This is a genomic window from Hymenobacter properus, from assembly GCF_015694735.1.
Classification (GTDB): domain Bacteria; phylum Bacteroidota; class Bacteroidia; order Cytophagales; family Hymenobacteraceae; genus Hymenobacter; species Hymenobacter properus.
In genome coordinates this window covers 562,760-578,215 of record NZ_JADQDP010000004.1, presented here as the reverse complement: position 1 = coordinate 578,215, position 15,456 = coordinate 562,760, and the positions used below count along the sequence as shown (strand labels likewise).

Annotated in this window: 16 protein-coding genes; 4 read left to right on the top strand and 12 right to left on the bottom strand. The window is 59.4% G+C overall.

Annotation, left to right across the window (positions count from 1 at the left end; all coding sequences use genetic code 11):
* Positions 1-21 precede the first annotated feature (21 nt).
* The 3 genes from I2I01_RS19010 to I2I01_RS19000 all read right to left on the bottom strand — a co-directional run bounded on the left by I2I01_RS19010 (position 22) and on the right by I2I01_RS19000 (position 1,160).
* Entirely contained in the window at positions 22-480 is a 459-nt protein-coding gene (locus I2I01_RS19010) for a hypothetical protein (protein ID WP_196288082.1), read from the bottom strand.
* 132 nt (positions 481-612) lie between these two features.
* Positions 613-1,017 carry a putative toxin-antitoxin system toxin component, PIN family gene (locus I2I01_RS19005; protein ID WP_196288081.1) on the bottom strand — a complete coding sequence of 135 codons (405 nt, stop codon included), beginning with the start codon at positions 1,015-1,017 and terminating at the stop codon, positions 613-615.
* Positions 1,017-1,160, bottom strand: coding sequence for a hypothetical protein (locus I2I01_RS19000; protein ID WP_196288080.1), 144 nt, complete (start codon positions 1,158-1,160; stop codon positions 1,017-1,019). The genes I2I01_RS19005 and I2I01_RS19000 overlap by 1 nt, the downstream gene beginning before the upstream one ends.
* Positions 1,161-1,440: 280 nt before the next feature.
* Between I2I01_RS19000 and I2I01_RS18995 the strand changes: the two genes are divergently transcribed.
* Positions 1,441-3,273: a WG repeat-containing protein gene (locus tag I2I01_RS18995; RefSeq protein ID WP_196288079.1), complete on the top strand. Its 1,833-nt coding sequence runs from the start codon at positions 1,441-1,443 to the stop codon at positions 3,271-3,273.
* Between the two features lie 111 nt (positions 3,274-3,384).
* On the opposite strand, the gene I2I01_RS18990 is transcribed toward I2I01_RS18995, so the two are convergent.
* Together I2I01_RS18990 and I2I01_RS18985 are read right to left on the bottom strand one after the other, a co-directional pair.
* Positions 3,385-3,786 carry a hypothetical protein gene (locus I2I01_RS18990; RefSeq protein ID WP_196288078.1) on the bottom strand — a complete coding sequence of 134 codons (402 nt, stop codon included), beginning with the start codon at positions 3,784-3,786 and terminating at the stop codon, positions 3,385-3,387.
* Between the two features lie 119 nt (positions 3,787-3,905).
* Positions 3,906-4,184 carry a hypothetical protein gene (locus I2I01_RS18985; protein ID WP_196288077.1) on the bottom strand — a complete coding sequence of 93 codons (279 nt, stop codon included), beginning with the start codon at positions 4,182-4,184 and terminating at the stop codon, positions 3,906-3,908.
* 144 nt (positions 4,185-4,328) lie between these two features.
* On the opposite strand from I2I01_RS18985, the gene I2I01_RS18980 reads away from it, so the two are divergent.
* Both I2I01_RS18980 and I2I01_RS18975 read left to right on the top strand, forming a co-directional pair.
* Positions 4,329-4,922, top strand: coding sequence for a HupE/UreJ family protein (locus I2I01_RS18980; RefSeq protein WP_196288076.1), 594 nt, complete (start codon positions 4,329-4,331; stop codon positions 4,920-4,922).
* 96 nt (positions 4,923-5,018) lie between these two features.
* On the top strand, positions 5,019-7,373 hold the full coding sequence (locus tag I2I01_RS18975) for a M1 family metallopeptidase (RefSeq protein ID WP_196288075.1): 2,355 nt from the start codon (positions 5,019-5,021) through the stop codon (positions 7,371-7,373).
* Positions 7,374-7,662: 289 nt separating this feature from the next.
* Here the strand turns inward: I2I01_RS18975 and I2I01_RS18970 are convergent, their stop codons facing one another.
* The 3 genes from I2I01_RS18970 to I2I01_RS18960 form a co-directional block, all read right to left on the bottom strand.
* Positions 7,663-8,322, bottom strand: coding sequence for a cytochrome b/b6 domain-containing protein (locus tag I2I01_RS18970; RefSeq protein WP_196288074.1), 660 nt, complete (start codon positions 8,320-8,322; stop codon positions 7,663-7,665).
* Positions 8,323-8,345: 23 nt separating this feature from the next.
* On the bottom strand, positions 8,346-9,584 hold the full coding sequence (locus tag I2I01_RS18965; RefSeq protein ID WP_196288073.1) for a pyridoxal phosphate-dependent aminotransferase: 1,239 nt from the start codon (positions 9,582-9,584) through the stop codon (positions 8,346-8,348).
* A 69-nt stretch (positions 9,585-9,653) separates the two neighbouring features.
* Complete coding sequence (locus I2I01_RS18960) at positions 9,654-10,628, bottom strand: N-acetylmuramoyl-L-alanine amidase (RefSeq protein WP_211538039.1); 975 nt, start codon at positions 10,626-10,628, stop codon at positions 9,654-9,656.
* A gap of 58 nt (positions 10,629-10,686) precedes the next feature.
* On the opposite strand from I2I01_RS18960, the gene I2I01_RS18955 reads away from it, so the two are divergent.
* Positions 10,687-11,772, top strand: a complete 1,086-nt coding sequence (locus tag I2I01_RS18955) for a hypothetical protein (RefSeq protein WP_196288071.1) — start codon at positions 10,687-10,689, stop codon at positions 11,770-11,772.
* 74 nt (positions 11,773-11,846) lie between these two features.
* Here the strand turns inward: I2I01_RS18955 and I2I01_RS18950 are convergent, their stop codons facing one another.
* The 4 genes from I2I01_RS18950 to I2I01_RS18935 form a co-directional block, all read right to left on the bottom strand.
* Positions 11,847-12,644 carry a hypothetical protein gene (locus I2I01_RS18950; RefSeq protein WP_196288070.1) on the bottom strand — a complete coding sequence of 266 codons (798 nt, stop codon included), beginning with the start codon at positions 12,642-12,644 and terminating at the stop codon, positions 11,847-11,849.
* Positions 12,645-12,773: 129 nt separating this feature from the next.
* Positions 12,774-14,426 carry a ribonuclease Y gene (rny, locus tag I2I01_RS18945; RefSeq protein ID WP_211538038.1) on the bottom strand — a complete coding sequence of 551 codons (1,653 nt, stop codon included), beginning with the start codon at positions 14,424-14,426 and terminating at the stop codon, positions 12,774-12,776.
* Positions 14,427-14,682: 256 nt separating this feature from the next.
* On the bottom strand, positions 14,683-14,976 hold the full coding sequence (locus I2I01_RS18940; RefSeq protein WP_190922794.1) for a cell division protein ZapA: 294 nt from the start codon (positions 14,974-14,976) through the stop codon (positions 14,683-14,685).
* A gap of 40 nt (positions 14,977-15,016) precedes the next feature.
* Positions 15,017-15,313 carry a hypothetical protein gene (locus tag I2I01_RS18935; RefSeq protein ID WP_196288068.1) on the bottom strand — a complete coding sequence of 99 codons (297 nt, stop codon included), beginning with the start codon at positions 15,311-15,313 and terminating at the stop codon, positions 15,017-15,019.
* Positions 15,314-15,456 lie beyond the last annotated feature (143 nt).

The window sequence follows — 15,456 nt, the reverse complement described above, 5'->3', positions numbered from 1 at the left end:
TCGCATTTTTTGCGAATGGAGTTACCTAGGCTCTATCAGTGCTGGGTATTCGCGCATCTTTTCCATAGACTCAATAACAAAGTCTTGTATTTCATAATCCCTTTCTGTACCGTCTTCCTCTGTATAATTGAACCCTGCACAATATTCCATTACTTTCTCGCACGCTGAAGTGTACCTCCCACTAGATATAGAATTTGTGATTAAAATCTTTTCCGTTAAAGCATAAGTCATTGTGTACTTATCAAAAGGGACTGCTTCATCTTGATAAACAGACCAGATTAATCCACTAGCAATTGCCAGTCCTATGCCCTCGACTGCATCCAATCCTGCAAGCAATTTGTCGAAGTCGTCAGGCCATTTTTCAAAACTTTTTTTAATCTGTGAAAATTGGCGAATACAATTTTGTTTGTGAGACTGGCTGCCATGCATCATCGGCCATAGTTCGTCAAATAAGGTACGGATGTTAGCAAGTTCTATCATGCAGTTAATTTAACGTGTCTTTAGAAACCCCCGCTACCCCGGCCCCGGCAGCCACGGCGGCGGTGTAGGCAGATAGCAAAAAGCCCCGCCAGCACGAAGCTGGTGGGACTTTTGTCTTTTGAGCTCAATGCATCAAAAGCTGCTCAGAAACTCCTGCAAGCTAACAACGGGCACCCGTGGGAACTCCAGCCCCTTGAGTACCTCAAAGTGCCGGTCGTTGGTGACCAAGTAGTCGGCGTTGGCGGCAATGGCTACGTCAGCAAACTTGTTGTCGTCGGGGTCAGCTTCAATCAGTTGCCATTTGTAGTAAGCTTCTTGCAAATAAGTGTTGGAGGCAGTAAGCAGTACTTCGTGAACTTGCTGCGCGGTGGCGGCTGAGTAGCGGCGCGTTACTTGCTCCTCATATTCCGTCAGAATTTCGTTGCTGATTACCCATTCGAATGCCTTAGAAATGAACAGTTCATATAGCTTGAAATAAGCGCCGCGCGGGTTGATGGAAGCCAGCAAGCAATTGGTGTCTACAACCAAGCGCTGCATCAGGAAGGGTCGTTGAGCATGGCGTCAACGTCGGCCCCAGTGTAGCCACGTTCTTCGTTCACGCGCTCTACTTCGGCTAGTAGTTTCTTCGACATGTGCGCGACAACTAAATCCCGGATTTCCTGGGTGTCCTCGTCACTCATACCGCGCTCAAATAAGCGAAGCAAACTAATTTGTAGGCTATTGAGCTTAGTGGGTTGAATAGGGGCGGTGGAAGACATGGCAATAAGGCGGCTGGTGCTGTAGCAAGTTAACGCCAAAGGGCTCTAAAATGGTGCAAGCCGCTTGCGCTCAAGGATACGCCCGCGAGAACCCCCCGCCACCCCGGCCACGGCGGCGGGGAAGAAGACAAGTGCAATAGCAACTAAAGGAACCGCCTTTACCTTTGGCCGGGGCCTCCTCCCGCCAAAGTTCTTCTTTCTTATGCGCTTCAAATTCTGGTGTCTGCTACTCAGCAGCGTGTTGTGGCGACTGCCGGTAGTGCAGGCGCAGGAGTGCGGGCTGCTAGGCATCAATGAGTCGTATGGCCTGCGGCACAAGCGCGACGACAACGGGAAGTGGGGAGTGCTGGATGAGCGCAACGTCCTCATCATTCCCTTCACCTATGAGTTTACCAACCCCATGACCCCGGACCTGATAAAGGTAACCATGTCGCCGGGCGCCGTGAAGATGTGGGGAGCCATCGACCGGCAGGGCAAGCAGGTGCTGCCCATGGAGTACGACGAGCTTGAAGCGGCGGGCTGCCAGCATCTGCAGGGCCGAAAAGACGGCATCACCTACCTCTTCAACGCACAGGGCAGAGTGCTGTACAAGGAGGCGGGCACCCTGCGCTTTGAAATGTACCCTGGCTTGCACCGGCTGGTGGTGAGCAAGCTGCACCTCGACCCAGTGCATCCTTCCGCCATCATCAGCGCCGTGCTGGACACGCGCACATTCAGCCCCGCTGTGCCGGCGTCAACCCTGGTCGGAGAGGCAGGAGCCAACCAGCTTTTTGCAACCGTCGTGCCCAACCTAAAGCAGCAGCCGGTGCGCAAGCTGCTGCCATTCTTCATGGTGCCTTACAGAAACCAAAGCAGCAACGGGGTCCAGCCACTGCATCGAATTACAGACGTGCAAGGCCACACCCTGGTTGATTCTGTCATTGGCTACAGTTACGCGACCACGCAAAGCGTCGTTTTCATCAACCGCAGCCTGGGCTCCCCAGAAATTGTAACCGATACACTCTTGCGGCCCATTAAATGGCTAAGCGGGAAGTACGCCTTTGTACAACCCACGGGGCCCGGCAACCGCTGGTGGCTGGTGGGCAGCCGTGAGAAATTTGGGGTGCTGGATGGGACGGGAAAGGTGGTAGTACCCATCAAGTACAAAGGAGAGGGGTTTGACTACGTCGGCAACAATTGGTTCCGGCTGCATACGCGCAACCGCGGAGACACGGACTTTACGTTTATCTCCACGGCAAATAGGGTGGTTGACCTGCCGGGATATTACCTGGAAGGGAGTTCGTCGGAACTAGGGGCTCATCCCTTTGTGGTGAAGAACCGGACCACGTACAAGGCGGGCATCTTCGACTTGCGCGAAGGGTTCATCGTGCCGGCCCGCTACGATGCGCTGGTGCCAACGGCCGACGGCGTCGTGTTTTTCCAAGGCGATAGTGCTGGCTACATGGACCGCCGCGGCCGCATCACGCTTCTCACCTCCAATTGCCAGTCGCTCTCTACGTTCACCAACGGGTACGCTGTGTGTGGAAAACTCGTGCCCAACGCTAGCCGCGACCAGTTTCCCTCCGCCCAGATAATCTACACAACCCATGCCTACCCCGTGGCCGTGCAATATGCATACATGGACGCCACGGGCAAACTCCTCACGGGGTATTTCGACTGGGTTGGGCCTTTCAAAGACGGGTACGCCATGGTGATAAAGAACAATGAAACCTTCATGATTAACGCCAAAGGCCACAAGGTGCAGGCGGCTAACGGTGGGTTATTGGTATCGTATTTTGCAGCGGGAGTGGCGGTGGCCAAGCTGAACGGTACGTATACTTTGGTGAACAAAGCCGGCAAGCCTGTGCTGCCCGGGCCTTACAATGCCATTACCACAGAGCGGATAAGCCAACCCAATAGCACGATTTTTACGAAAGACCACCGGGGCAACCACATGCTCGCCCTTGAAGTGCCGAAGTTGGAGGATGGCGCAGTAGAGGTCGTGACCATGAACAACCAGAAGCAACGGGTTAAACTCGCCGGGGCAAATCAGTGACCCGAATGCTATAGTTAGGGCCTCCGCTCGCCCCCACGGCGGCCGGGCCCGAAGACAAAAAAAGCCCCGCCGGCCATGCGCCAGCGGGGCTTGTCTGGTTCACTGAGCAGCTTAGTCTCTAAAATACTTGGCGTTTCGCAGGCGGCGCTGCACGTAGTGTGGCAGGCCTTTGCCAGCCTCCAGGGCGCTAATGGCCGCCGCCTCGCGGCTGCCGCTGAAGCGCACGAGCTTGCCCACACCGATGCCGGCCGGCACGCCGCCCAGGGCCAGTATGCCCACCACCGCGCCACCGGCATTGCCCGAGCCACTAGCTGCGGCGCCCGCAATGCGCCCAGTGAAGGCCGCGCCAATAACCGCCCACACGATGCCGCCGGTGCGGTGTTTACTAAACAGGCGGTGCACGGCCTGCGCGCTATCGGCGCGCGACAGGGTGGCGGTAGGAACAGCCTGCTGCGCAAAAGCAGGCAAGCCCAGGCCCAGAAGCAAGCCTAGGCAAAGTATTTGTTTTTTCATTAAAAGTAGATTGGAGGAATGTTGAAGGCAAAGTGCGGCCAATGCGCCTTACTGACGCCGGGCGGCCCGGCGCTCCAAGCGCTCGGGGTATTTGCGGCTGGCGGCCAGGTGCTGGGGTTTCAGCTTGGCGCGGATATTGGGCGGTAGTGGTGTGCCGGCCAGGTAGCTGGTGCGCAAGGCGCTGAATTGATGCCCAGCGCTGAGAACCCCGCGCCAAAGACAACGCCCGGCGTCCAGACGCCGGCGCTGGTGACCTGCTGGGCCGGGATGATGGAGGCCGCCATGCCTGCCCCGCCAAACGCCAGCCAGCCAAACCCGCCGCGCCGGCTCTGAAACAGCTCGTGCACCGCCCGGGCGGTATCCTGGCGGGTGAGGGGCACCCGGGCAAAATTGCTCATTGGGCCGGGCGCAGTTTGGGCCATTGCGGCCCCGTGCGCCAATAGGGTAAACAGTAGAAGCAGAGGGTAGCGTTGCTTCATAAAAAAGACCAGGGTAAATTTCTCGCTAAGTTACCGGACTTTTGCGCGGCTTTGCTTCTCTCCATGTCCGTTTTCCAAACCTACCTGCAGCTCGGCTTTTTGCACATCTGCACGCCGCGGGCGGCCGACCACCTCACGTTCCTGTTGGCGCTGTGCGCGCCCTACGTGCTCAACGACTGGCGGCGGGTGCTGGCCCTTGTCACGAGCTTCACCGTGGGGCACTCGCTCACGCTGGCGCTGGCCACGCTGGGCGTGGTGGCTTTCAAGCCGGCCGTCATCGAGGCCCTGATTCCGATAACCATCATAGTAACGGCCTTGGTGAACCTGCGCGGTGCCGGGCGGCTCATCACGCGGCGCGCGCCCATGTTTGCGGCTGCGCCCAACGCGTTGGCGCTGGGTTTCGGCTTGATTCACGGGCTGGGGTTTTCGTCTTACTTAAAGTCCTTGCTTGGAGCCAATAGCCGACCAGTTGAGGAGTTGTTTGCTTTCAACGTGGGCGTGGAGCTGGGCCAGATTCTGATAGTGAGCATCATCTTGCTACTGGGTGCCCTGCTGCTCGGCAGCCTGCGTGTGAGCCGGCGCGACTGGCTGCTGACCACCAGCGGCGCGGCCCTGGGCATTGCTACGGTACTGCTAATGCAACAGCTGTGGCCATAAGGGCAAGGGTGAGGCTCCGCATTGCCGCAACCCTGACGTAACTTTAGCGACTTTCCCAGCTTTCGCTTTTTCTGATTTTTAACCAACGCTTTTTCTATGCGTCGTTTTTTATTGGCCGGCCTGGGGTTGGCGCTGACGGGCCTGCTGCCTGCCGCCGCGCAAACCACCAACTCCGGTACTGACAAATTCGCGCAGCTCGAAACGATGCTGCCGACCCCTAATAGCTACCGCACCGCCAGCGGCGCCCCCGGCTCCGACTACTGGCAGCAACGCGCCGACTACGACATCAAAGTCACGCTCGACGATGCCAAGCAGGCCCTCACTGGCCGCGAAACCATTACCTACACCAACCTTTCGCCCGACACGCTGCCCTACCTCTGGGTGCAGCTCGACCAGAACATCTGGGACAAAAACTCGATGACGACGGCCACCGAGGTGAATTCGCTGAGCGACAAAATGCCGTTCCGCACCCTCGAAACGCTGGTAGATGACTTCGACGGCGGCTTCCGCATCGAGAGCGTGACCGGCAAAGACGGCAAGGCCCTGCACACCGTCACGAACCATACCATGATGCGCGTGGACCTGCCCACGCCGCTGCGGCCCCACCAGTCGGTGTCGTTCAACGTGAAGTGGCACTACAACATCAACGACGCCACCAAGGGCGGCCGCTGCGGCTACGAGTACTTCCCCGCCGACAAGAACTACCTCTACGAGATGGCCCAGTTCTACCCCCGCATGGCCGTGTACTCCGACAACCAGGGCTGGCAGCACAAGCAGTTTCTCGGCAACGGCGAATTCACGCTGCCCTTCGGCGACTACAAGGTGAGCATTACCGCACCGGCCGACCACGTGGTGGGAGCCACCGGCACGCTGCAAAACGCTGCCCAGGTGATGAGCGCCACGCAGCTGAAGCGCATGGAGCAGGCCAAAAGCGCCAAGAAGCCGGTGGTCATCGTGACCCAGGATGAGGCCATAAAAGCCGAGGGCAACCGCGCCACCGGCACCAAAACTTGGAACTACGTGGCTAAAAACGTGCGCGACTTTGCCTGGTGCAGCTCGCGCAAGTTCATCTGGGACGCCATGCAAATCACGCAGAGCGGCAAGCCCGTGCTGTGCATGAGCTACTACCCCAAGGAAGGCAACCCGCTGTGGGGCCAATACTCGACCCAGGTGGTGGCCCACACCATCAAAACCTACTCGAAATACACCATTCCCTACGCCTACCCGGTCGCCATTTCGGTGCACGGCGCCATCGGCGGCATGGAATATCCGATGATTTGCTTCAACGGCGGCCGGCCCGAGAAGGACGGCACCTATTCGGCCGAGCGGAAATACGGGATGATTTCGGTGATTATCCACGAAGTGGGCCACAACTTTTTCCCGATGATTGTGAACTCCGACGAGCGGCAGTGGACCTGGATGGACGAGGGCCTGAATTCGTTTACGCAGTTCCTCACTGAGCAGGAATGGGAGCGCAACTACCCCAGCCGCCGCGGCGAGCCCCGCAACATTGCCGCCTACATGGCCACCGACAAGAGCCTGCAAACCCCGATTATGACCAACTCGGAATCGGTGCTGCAATTCGGCAACAACGCCTACGGCAAGCCCGCCACGGCCCTCAACATCCTGCGCGAAACTGTGATGGGCCGCGAGCTGTTCGACTATGCCTTCAAAACCTACGCCCAGCGCTGGGCCTACAAGCACCCCACGCCGGCCGACTTCTTCCGCACCATGGAAGACGCCTCGGCCGTGGACCTCGACTGGTTCTGGCGCGGCTGGTTCTACACCACCGACCACACCGACCTGGCCCTGGAGTCGGTGAAGAGCTACAACGTGAACACCAAGAACCCGCAGGTAGAAAACGCCCGCCTGCAGCAGCAGAAAGCTGCGGCGCCGCAGTCCATCACGGCCCAGCGCAACGCCACCGATATCAAGCAAACGCTGGTAGACGAGAAGCCCGAGCTGAAAGACTTCTACAACAGCTACGACCCCTTGGCCGTGACGCCCGCCGACCAGCAGCGCTACACCGCCTACCTCGGCACCCTCACCGACGACCAGAAGCAGCGCCTCGGCGATTCGCAGAACTTCTACGAGCTGAGCCTGCGCAACGTGGGCGGCCTGGTGATGCCCGTGGTATTGCAGATGACCTACGCCGACAACACCCAGGAAATCCAGACCATCCCGGCCGAAATCTGGCGCAAAAACAACGCCCAGGTTACGAAGGTCATCGTGACGAAAAAGCCCGTCATCAGCTTCGTCATCGACCCCTTCCAGCAAACGGCCGACACCGACTTGAGCAACAACGCCTTCCCGCGCCAGCCCGCCGCCTCGCGCTTCGAGCTGTTCCAGCAGCAGTTCCAGACGCCGCCGAACCCCATGCAGCAGCAAACCAGCCGCAGCAGCAGCCCCATGCAAAAGCTGGAGCAGAAGCCGGTCGGCAGCGGCCAGTAAGCAGAGACAGAACGAGGCGCGTCAATGTGGAGCGTCAGTCATTGCAAGGGCGTAGCCCGCGGCAATTCGTCCTCTCAGCCGCGACCAGCCCTAAGTTGTGACAACGCTCTTTTAGCTGCGACAACCCTTAAAATGAAAAGCCCCGGCACTGCGCAGTGCCGGGGCTTTTTGCTTGAATAAATGACTTCATCACAGCTCAGGGCTGGTCGCGGCTGAGAGGACGGATTAGCTACGCTGAACTTCGTTTGTCGCGTTCCGCTGCGCTCCACTCGCAATGACAGGCGACTTGTTAGGCCTTGCTGTTCTTCGCCTCACCGCCCACCATGCGCGAAATCAACCCGGGGTCTTCTTTCATTTCGGCCCACACCACGCCCACCACGTGAATGAGGATAAAGCCGATAATTAGGAACATCGTCACGTTGTGCGTTTCCTCGGCCAAGTGATGAATCCCCCGCAGCCAGGACACGTCCTCGAAAATCAGAATGAGGCCTGTCACCACCATAATGGTGATGAAGAGGTAGAACAGCGCGTAAGTCGTTTTGGCAAATAGAATCTTGCCCGCTTTGCTTTTGTCGGCGGGGGGAGCCAAGCGGTAGCACCGCAGAATTTCCATCAGCCGCGCCGAGAACCGTAGCTCCGACGGGCCTGACAGCTGCAGGCCCAGCCGGAACACCCACAGCGCCACCAGCGTCCAGCCGAAGTAGATGTGCCAGGCCCAGATGCGCTCGCTGATGATGTGCGCCAACTCCCGCGCCTGCGGCACCGATACCTCCTTGCCCGACGACTGCAACTCCGGCACCGCCGTTTTGGCCCGCACTATTACTTTCTGAAACAGAATGGTCATCAGTTGCAGGCTGATGAGCAGCGCATTGGCCCAGTGCCAGAACCGCAGCGTGCCGCGGTAGTCTTTGGTCGGAACTTCAACGGCGGGGGCAATGCGGGCGTCCATTCGGAATTAAAAAGGGATTAAAATCAGGATGCAATGGCAGCTTCTACGCGGCCAGCTGGTTGAGGTTCGACGCGGCCCGGGTATTCCAGTAGGCCCTGTGCCAGGCAGGTGAGGGCGGCGGCCAGGTCGGTTCGGTTGATGACGTAGGCCAGGCGTACTTCCTGCCGGCCCAAGCCCGGCGTGTGGTAGAAACCGTTGGCGGGCGAGAGCATCAGCGTCTGGTTATCAAGCGTGAATGCTTCGAGCAGCCACTGACCAAATTTCTCAGCGTCGTCCACGGGCAGGCGGGCGATGACGTAGAAAGCGCCACCCGGCACGGGACACACTACGCCGGGCATGGCCTGCAGGGCGGCCACGGTGAGGTCGCGCCGGGCCTGGTACTCGGCGCGGGTGCCGTCGAAGTAGGAGGCAGGCAGGTCGGCGGCGGCTTCGGCGGCCAGCATTTCGAGCACCGGCGGGCAAATGCGCATCTGCCCGAAGTGGAAGGCCGCCAGCCACACGTCGGGGTTGCGCGTGACGAGGGCACCCACGCGTGCCCCGCAGGCGCTGTATCGCTTCGAGATGGTGTCGAGCATTACCACGTGCTTTTCGCCGCCGGCCAAGCTGAGGGCGCTGGTGGCCTGGGCGCCGTCGTAGCAATATTCGCGGTAGGCCTCGTCGGACAGCAAATACAAGTCGTGCTTTTTGCACAAGCCCAGCAGGGCTTCCAGCTCGTCGCGCCGGTACACGTAGCCGGTGGGGTTGCTGGGGTTGCAGATGAGAATGGCGCGGGTGCGCTCCGTTATCACCGCCTCAAAATCAGCCAGCGGCGGCAGGGCAAAGCCGTCTTCGATGTGGGCGGTGACGGCAACAATGCTCACCCCGGCCGCAATGGCGAAGGCCGTGTAGGTGCCGTAAAAGGGCTCGGCCACAATGATTTCATCGCCGGGGTTGAGGCAGGTGAGCATGGCGAAGTGAATGGCCTCGCTGCCCGCCGTGGTCACCATGATGTGCTCGAAGCGGGCCGGAATGCCAGCGCGCTGGTAGTAGGTTTCGAGCTTGCGGCGGTAGCTGTCGGTTCCCGCGCCGGGGGCGTAGCCCAGCACTTTCACGTCGGCGTGGCGCACGGCGTCCAGCATTTCGGGCGGCGTCAGCACGTCGGGCTGGCCAATGTTGAGGGGGTACACAATTTTGCCCTGCTGGCGGGCGGCCTCGGCATACGGCAGCAGCTTGCGAAACGGCGAAACGGGCATGGCCTGCCCACGCTGGGAAACTTCTAGCATACAATTATTTTACTTGGTCCGCCCGCCTCGAGGTACTTCTACCGGCGAAATATAAAGGCCTTAGGCCGCCTACAAGCACTTCTTATACAGGTTGTACAGAATGCGGTTATCGGCTTCTGTGAGCGGGCCTGCCACGTTTGTCTGGATGAAATGCAGCTTAAACGCCCGAATGGCCGCCGGTAAATCCTTGGTGTCGTAGCCGATGATGCGCAAGGCATCCTTTGGGTTAAAACTGGTAATCGGACTGTTGAGCCGGGCCAATTGCGCGTCTACTTTGCTGGTATCGGCTGGCTGCGGCTGAGCGACGGGCGCTACTTCTTCCGGGGTGGTGACAGTAGGCGTGAGCAGGCGGCTGGCCAGGGCGGCTGCGCTGTCGGCCACGAAGGGGCTAGGCAGCGGCCCGGCATCGTACCACAGGCCAAAGCCGTTGTCGGCCAGCCGCTTCCAGGGGAAGAGGGCGCTGGGGTCGTTTTTGCGGGTGGGGGCGATGTCGGCGTGGCCGATGAAATTGGCGGCCGGAATGCCGTAAGCTTTTTTCAGGCCCACCAGCACGCGCAACAAGCTGGCAATCTGCGGCTCCGAGAAAGGCTCGGTGCCGTTGTTGTCCAGCTCGATGCCGATGGAGGAGGAGTTGATGTCGGTGGTGTTGCCCCACTTGGCCGCGCCGCCGTGCCAGGCCCGCAGGTAGTCGTTCAGCATGTGAAACACGCGGCCGTCGCGCCCAATCACGTAGTGGGCGCTCACCTGCGTGCGCGGCAGCGTGAAGGTCTTGAGCGTCTGGGCTGTGGAGTCCTGCGCCGTGTGGTGAATGACGACGTAGTTGGGCTTGCGCAGGTTGAAGTTGGTGGTGCCCACCCAGTAGGCGCCCTGCAGCAGGCTGTCGGCGCCCGGCGTGGGCACGGGCGTGGCGCGCAGGGCCTTGGCGTAGGCCTTCACCTGTTGCTTGTAGGACTTATTGGTGGCGGCGTAGGGGTTGCGCTGGGCGGCGCAGGCGGCCAGGGCGAGGGCAAAGCCGAGGTAGCTGAAAGTGGAAAGGCGTAGCAAGAAATACGGGGTTATCTTCGAAAGCAATTTACGCATTTCACCTTCTACCCATTGCTGTATGCGGCATTCTCGCTTCTTTTTCGGCTTTCTTCTTTTCGGCGGCGCTGTGTTTGGCAGCTGCAAAAAAGAAGTAGAAACCCAGATTGAAATCAAGGAAGTAGAAAAGCAATCAAGCTGGGCCGAAGTGCCTAGCCTCTTCGGTTTGGCGCGGGTAATTATGAGCAGCGGCACTGATGGCCAGAACCTCTACCTGCAGCAGCCCGGTTTATTCAGCCAGTTCACCGGCCGAAGCCAGCGCAATGGCCTGACCACCACAGCGGGGCGGTATCCGGCCGATGTGCGCGTGCGGCTGCCCATTGGCCCCAGCTTCTTTGCGTATCCGGACACGGATACGTCGCTGGTCATTGCCCGCAACCGGGAGCAGCTGAATAACCTGTTCTATTTCAACCTGCGTCAATTCGACCCGGCCGCCACACGCTTCAACACGCAAGTATTTTCGCTGTCGAAATGCATGGCCATTACCCCCACCAACTACCTGCTGGCGCCCTACGACAACAAGCGCGCCGACCGGGCCTTCACGTTTGTGCTGGCGGCCGTTGCTCCCGGTGCGTTGGGTGGGCCGGCGCCCGTCGTCACCACACGCCAGGTCACCATTCCGCGCATCAACTCTTCGGGCGCCTACGTGCGCAACCTCGAAGCCATCGACGACTACTTCCTCGTAAACCTGGCGAGCAACGGCATCTACAAAATCAAGGCAGACGGCACGTTCCGGCAGGTATACGGGCCAGCGGCAGTCGATGCGTTTTACAAGTGGGGCAACACCGTTTACGCCCCAATTGAGTACAACGAAATACTGACCTCAACCGATAACGGCGAAAATTGGCTAAAATCGACGGGCACGCCGCTGGACTTCACGCTGGCCAACTATTATCCGGTGCACGACTCGTTGGTGGGCGTGTATGGCAGCAAGCTCTACACCCTGCGCTGGAACGGCCCCCGCTACACATTGCGCACCCTTAAGAATGACGGCCTGGAGCGGGCCACCATCACCGGCATCGAATACCTGCGGGGTACCGTGTATGTGGCCACTACCAACGGGCTGTTTGCCCGGCCTGTGAAATCTTTTTTTGAAACAAAACCCTAATTTTTTGCTGCGAGGCCTCCGAAACGCTTTGGGAAGCGGTGCAACCAGAATTGCAACGGACCTAAGCGGCATACTTAGCGGCCCGCCCCGGGCAGTTGGGCCTTGCGGAACAGGCAGTGCGGAAAAAGGGTGATGCCGATGGTGGTGTAACCCCGGCCTTGTTTCAGGTCGCGCACGCCAGCTGGGTAGGTGATGTACGAATCATTTTCCACGTAGCCGAACGTGGTCGAGCTTCCCCACGCCGCCTGCAGCTGCACTGGGCGGTCCTCCGTGGGGCCATCGCCCAGCCGCACCCGGAAGTAAATCATGGGCTCGCTGCGGGTCATGCTACTCAAATCCACGGGGCCGTGAAGGTCGGTCAGGGACGTAAAGTTTACCTGAGTAACGCGGTATGCCGCCCCAAACGACACAGCCTCGCTGGCCTGGAAAGTGCCATACACTTCTCCAAATACTTTGTTGTAGCGCGCATCGTACTCGTAGTGGGTGGAAGGAAAAATAATTCCCGACCGGTTGAAGGCCGCGTTGCTGCGCGCCTGCCCGAAGCCGCCCAGCCCGCCCACCAGCCACCGGTGGCCCAGCAGCCAGTAAGTGCCCACACCAAGGTCGTACTGATGCCCGCGGTAGTAAGTGGTATCCTTGGGGTTGCTGTTGTCGCGCAGATTGCTGATGGCGGCCCGCACCAGCAGATGCCGCACCGGCGAGTAGGTACCGGCTAGCTCGGCCCGCCCGTTCAGGTAGGTGCTGAGGGTTAGTTCGCCCTGCTTTTTGTCGGTAATCTGCGGCGCGGCGCATTGCATGGGCATGTACACCACGCAGCCAGGCAGCAGCAAGCCGAAGCCGGCACCTAGTAAGAACAGTAACCGTTGGTTCATAAGCTGGGCTGGAAGAAGGACAAGCTGCGAGTACGAGCAGGAAGTTAGGCACAAAAAAGCCCCCGCCACATGACTGGCGAGGGCTGCTTTGGGTTGCTTTCGGGCGCGAGCCGAAGCACGCGCTACACGTTACTTCGCATACGCTACGGCGCGCATCTCCCGAATCACGGTGATTTTAATCTGGCCGGGGTACTGCATCTCCTTCTCAATTTTCTGCGAGATTTCGTAGCTCAGCTCGTTGGCGCGCTCGTCGGTCACGTTCTCGGCGTCCACCATCACGCGCAGCTCCCGGCCGGCCTGAATGGCGAAGCACTGGTTCACGCCCTTGAAGCCATTGGCGGTTTCTTCCAGCTGCTTGAGGCGCTTAATGTAGCTTTCCATCATCTCGCGGCGGGCGCCGGGGCGCGAGCCCGAAATGGCGTCGCAGGCCTGCACCAGCGGCGAAATCATGGCCGTCATCTCAATCTCATCGTGGTGAGCCCCAATGGCGTTTACCACATCGGGGTGCTCTTTCCACTTCTTGGCCATCTCCATGCCCAGAATAGCGTGGGGCAGCTCGGGCTCCTCGGTGCTCACCTTGCCGATGTCGTGCAGCAGGCCGGCGCGCTTGGCTTTTTTCACGTCGAGGCCCATCTCGGCGGCCATCGTGGCGCAGAGGTTGGCTACTTCGCGCGAGTGTTGCAGCAGGTTCTGGCCATAGGACGAGCGGAAGCGCATCCGGCCTACCATCTTAATCAGCTCCGGGTGCAGGCCGTGAATGCCGAGGTCGATGATGGTTTTTTCACCAATCTCCACGATTTCTTCCTCGATGTTCTTGCGCGTTTTAGCCACAATCTCCTCCACGCGGGCCGGGTGAATGCGGCCGTCCTTTACGAGCAAGTGCAGCGAGAGACGGGCAATTTCGCGGCGCACCGGGTCGAAGCCGGATATGATGATGGCCTCCGGCGTGTCGTCCACGATGATTTCGACGCCCGTGGCGGCTTCCAGCGCCCGGATGTTGCGGCCCTCGCGGCCGATGATTTTGCCCTTCACGTCGTCGCTCTCGATGTTGAACACCGACACGCAGTTCTCGATGGCGTGCTCCGAGGCCGTGCGCTGAATGGTTTCGAGCACAATCTTCTTGGCGTCCTTGGTGGCCGTGAGGCGGGCCTGGGCCACAGTGTCCTTCACGTAAGAGCTGGCCTGAATCTGGGCCTCGTTCTTGAGGCTTTCCACCAGCTGCTCGCGGGCCTCGGCGGCGGTCAGGTTGGCAATGGTTTCGAGCTGGCGCTGCACGTTGTGGAGCTGCTCGTCGGCCTCACGCTGCTTGGCTTCCAGCTCGGCCATGGTTTCCTCGTGGTCGAGGCGGCGCTTTTCGGCTTGGGCTTCGAGCTTGTCGCGCAGCTGCTGGGTGTCGACCTGGTTTTTCTCGCGCTGGCGCTCCAGGTCGGCTTCTTTCTTCTGCAGTTGCTCCAGCTGGCGCTGGGTGGTTTCGGTGAGCAGCTTGATGCTTTGCTCTTGCTCGGTCACGCCCTGGCGGCGCTCGGTCAGCTCCTGGTCGAGGGCCTGCTTGAGGCGCTTGCTTTCCTGGTCGAACTCGTTGCGCAGGCTCTTGAACTTGTTCTTGCTCTGCTCCAGGCGCTCGTCGGCCTGCTTTATCTTTTCGTCGCGAAGGCGGTTGCCTTTCTCCTCTGCCTCGCGGAGGATTTGCTGGGCGCGGGCCTGGGCCTCGCCTTCATGGTCGAGCCGGGCTTTGCCGGCCAACTGTTTACCTACCAGGTAGCCCGCCACAAGGGCGACCACCGCGGTAAGTAAACAGTATAATATGGTGGGTGACATGTAATTATGGTTTTTGGGGTGGGTAAAAAACCATAACTAGGTAGAACAGTAGTGCCCGGGCTAAGCGGTAGCGGCCGATTGCCGCGCCGCCCAACCGGGCCAACGAGTGTGTGGGTGCCGCGGGTAGTAGCAAGAAGTAAGTATCAAGTAATAAGAGTCAAAGCTCTGTACTCGAACAAGCAGCAACTTGTCTTGCTACTTGCTACTCACATCTATCTACTCAACCAGCCAGCACCACGCCTGATAGCAGCTCGTCGAAACGAGCCAGCCGTTCGGTCAGCGCCGCATCGGTGCCATCCTTTTCCTTGCTCACTTTCAATTGGTCGGCCATGGTGGCAAGCGCTACCATGGCAAGCAAGTCCTGCTTGTCCTGAATGCCGTAGCCTTCCCGGAATTCGCGCAGCTTGTCGCCCAGCAGCCTTCCGGCTAGGCGCAGCCGTTCCTCATCCTGCACGTCGACGCGCATGGGATAGTCCCGGTCAGCAATACGAATTTTGATGGCTAGTTCGCTCATACGGCGGAAGTTACGACGGGGGAGGGGGAGGGTTGGTGGGTTAGTCTCTCAAATAGGCAAGACACTTGTCCAGTTCGCGGATGTATTCGTTGAGGCGTAGTTTAAGTTCGTTGGCGTGGGTGGGTTCCCCAGCTATGGTGTGTACAAGTTTAACAATATTTTCCTGGTTTTGTCGCTCCTTCAGCTGCCGGTCTTTCTCGCGCACGTCGGCCTTGAGCTGCTGAATGGTGGTGGTGGCATCGGCCAGCTCCTCGCGCAACTCCTGATAGGCAGCCACTAAGGTGGTAATCTGCCGCTCCAGGCGGTCAAGTTGCGCAAGCTGTTGAGAAGAGGCCACGGGCAGGAAATTTTTGCGTGAAGATAAAGCCGCCGGCCGAAAGCTACGCTTTACCCCGCGCTTGCTCGCCGCTTGTGCCTCAGAGCGGTTTGATTAGCAAGCACCCATGGGTACAAATTAAAACTGTCCGGAAAAGCAGAACG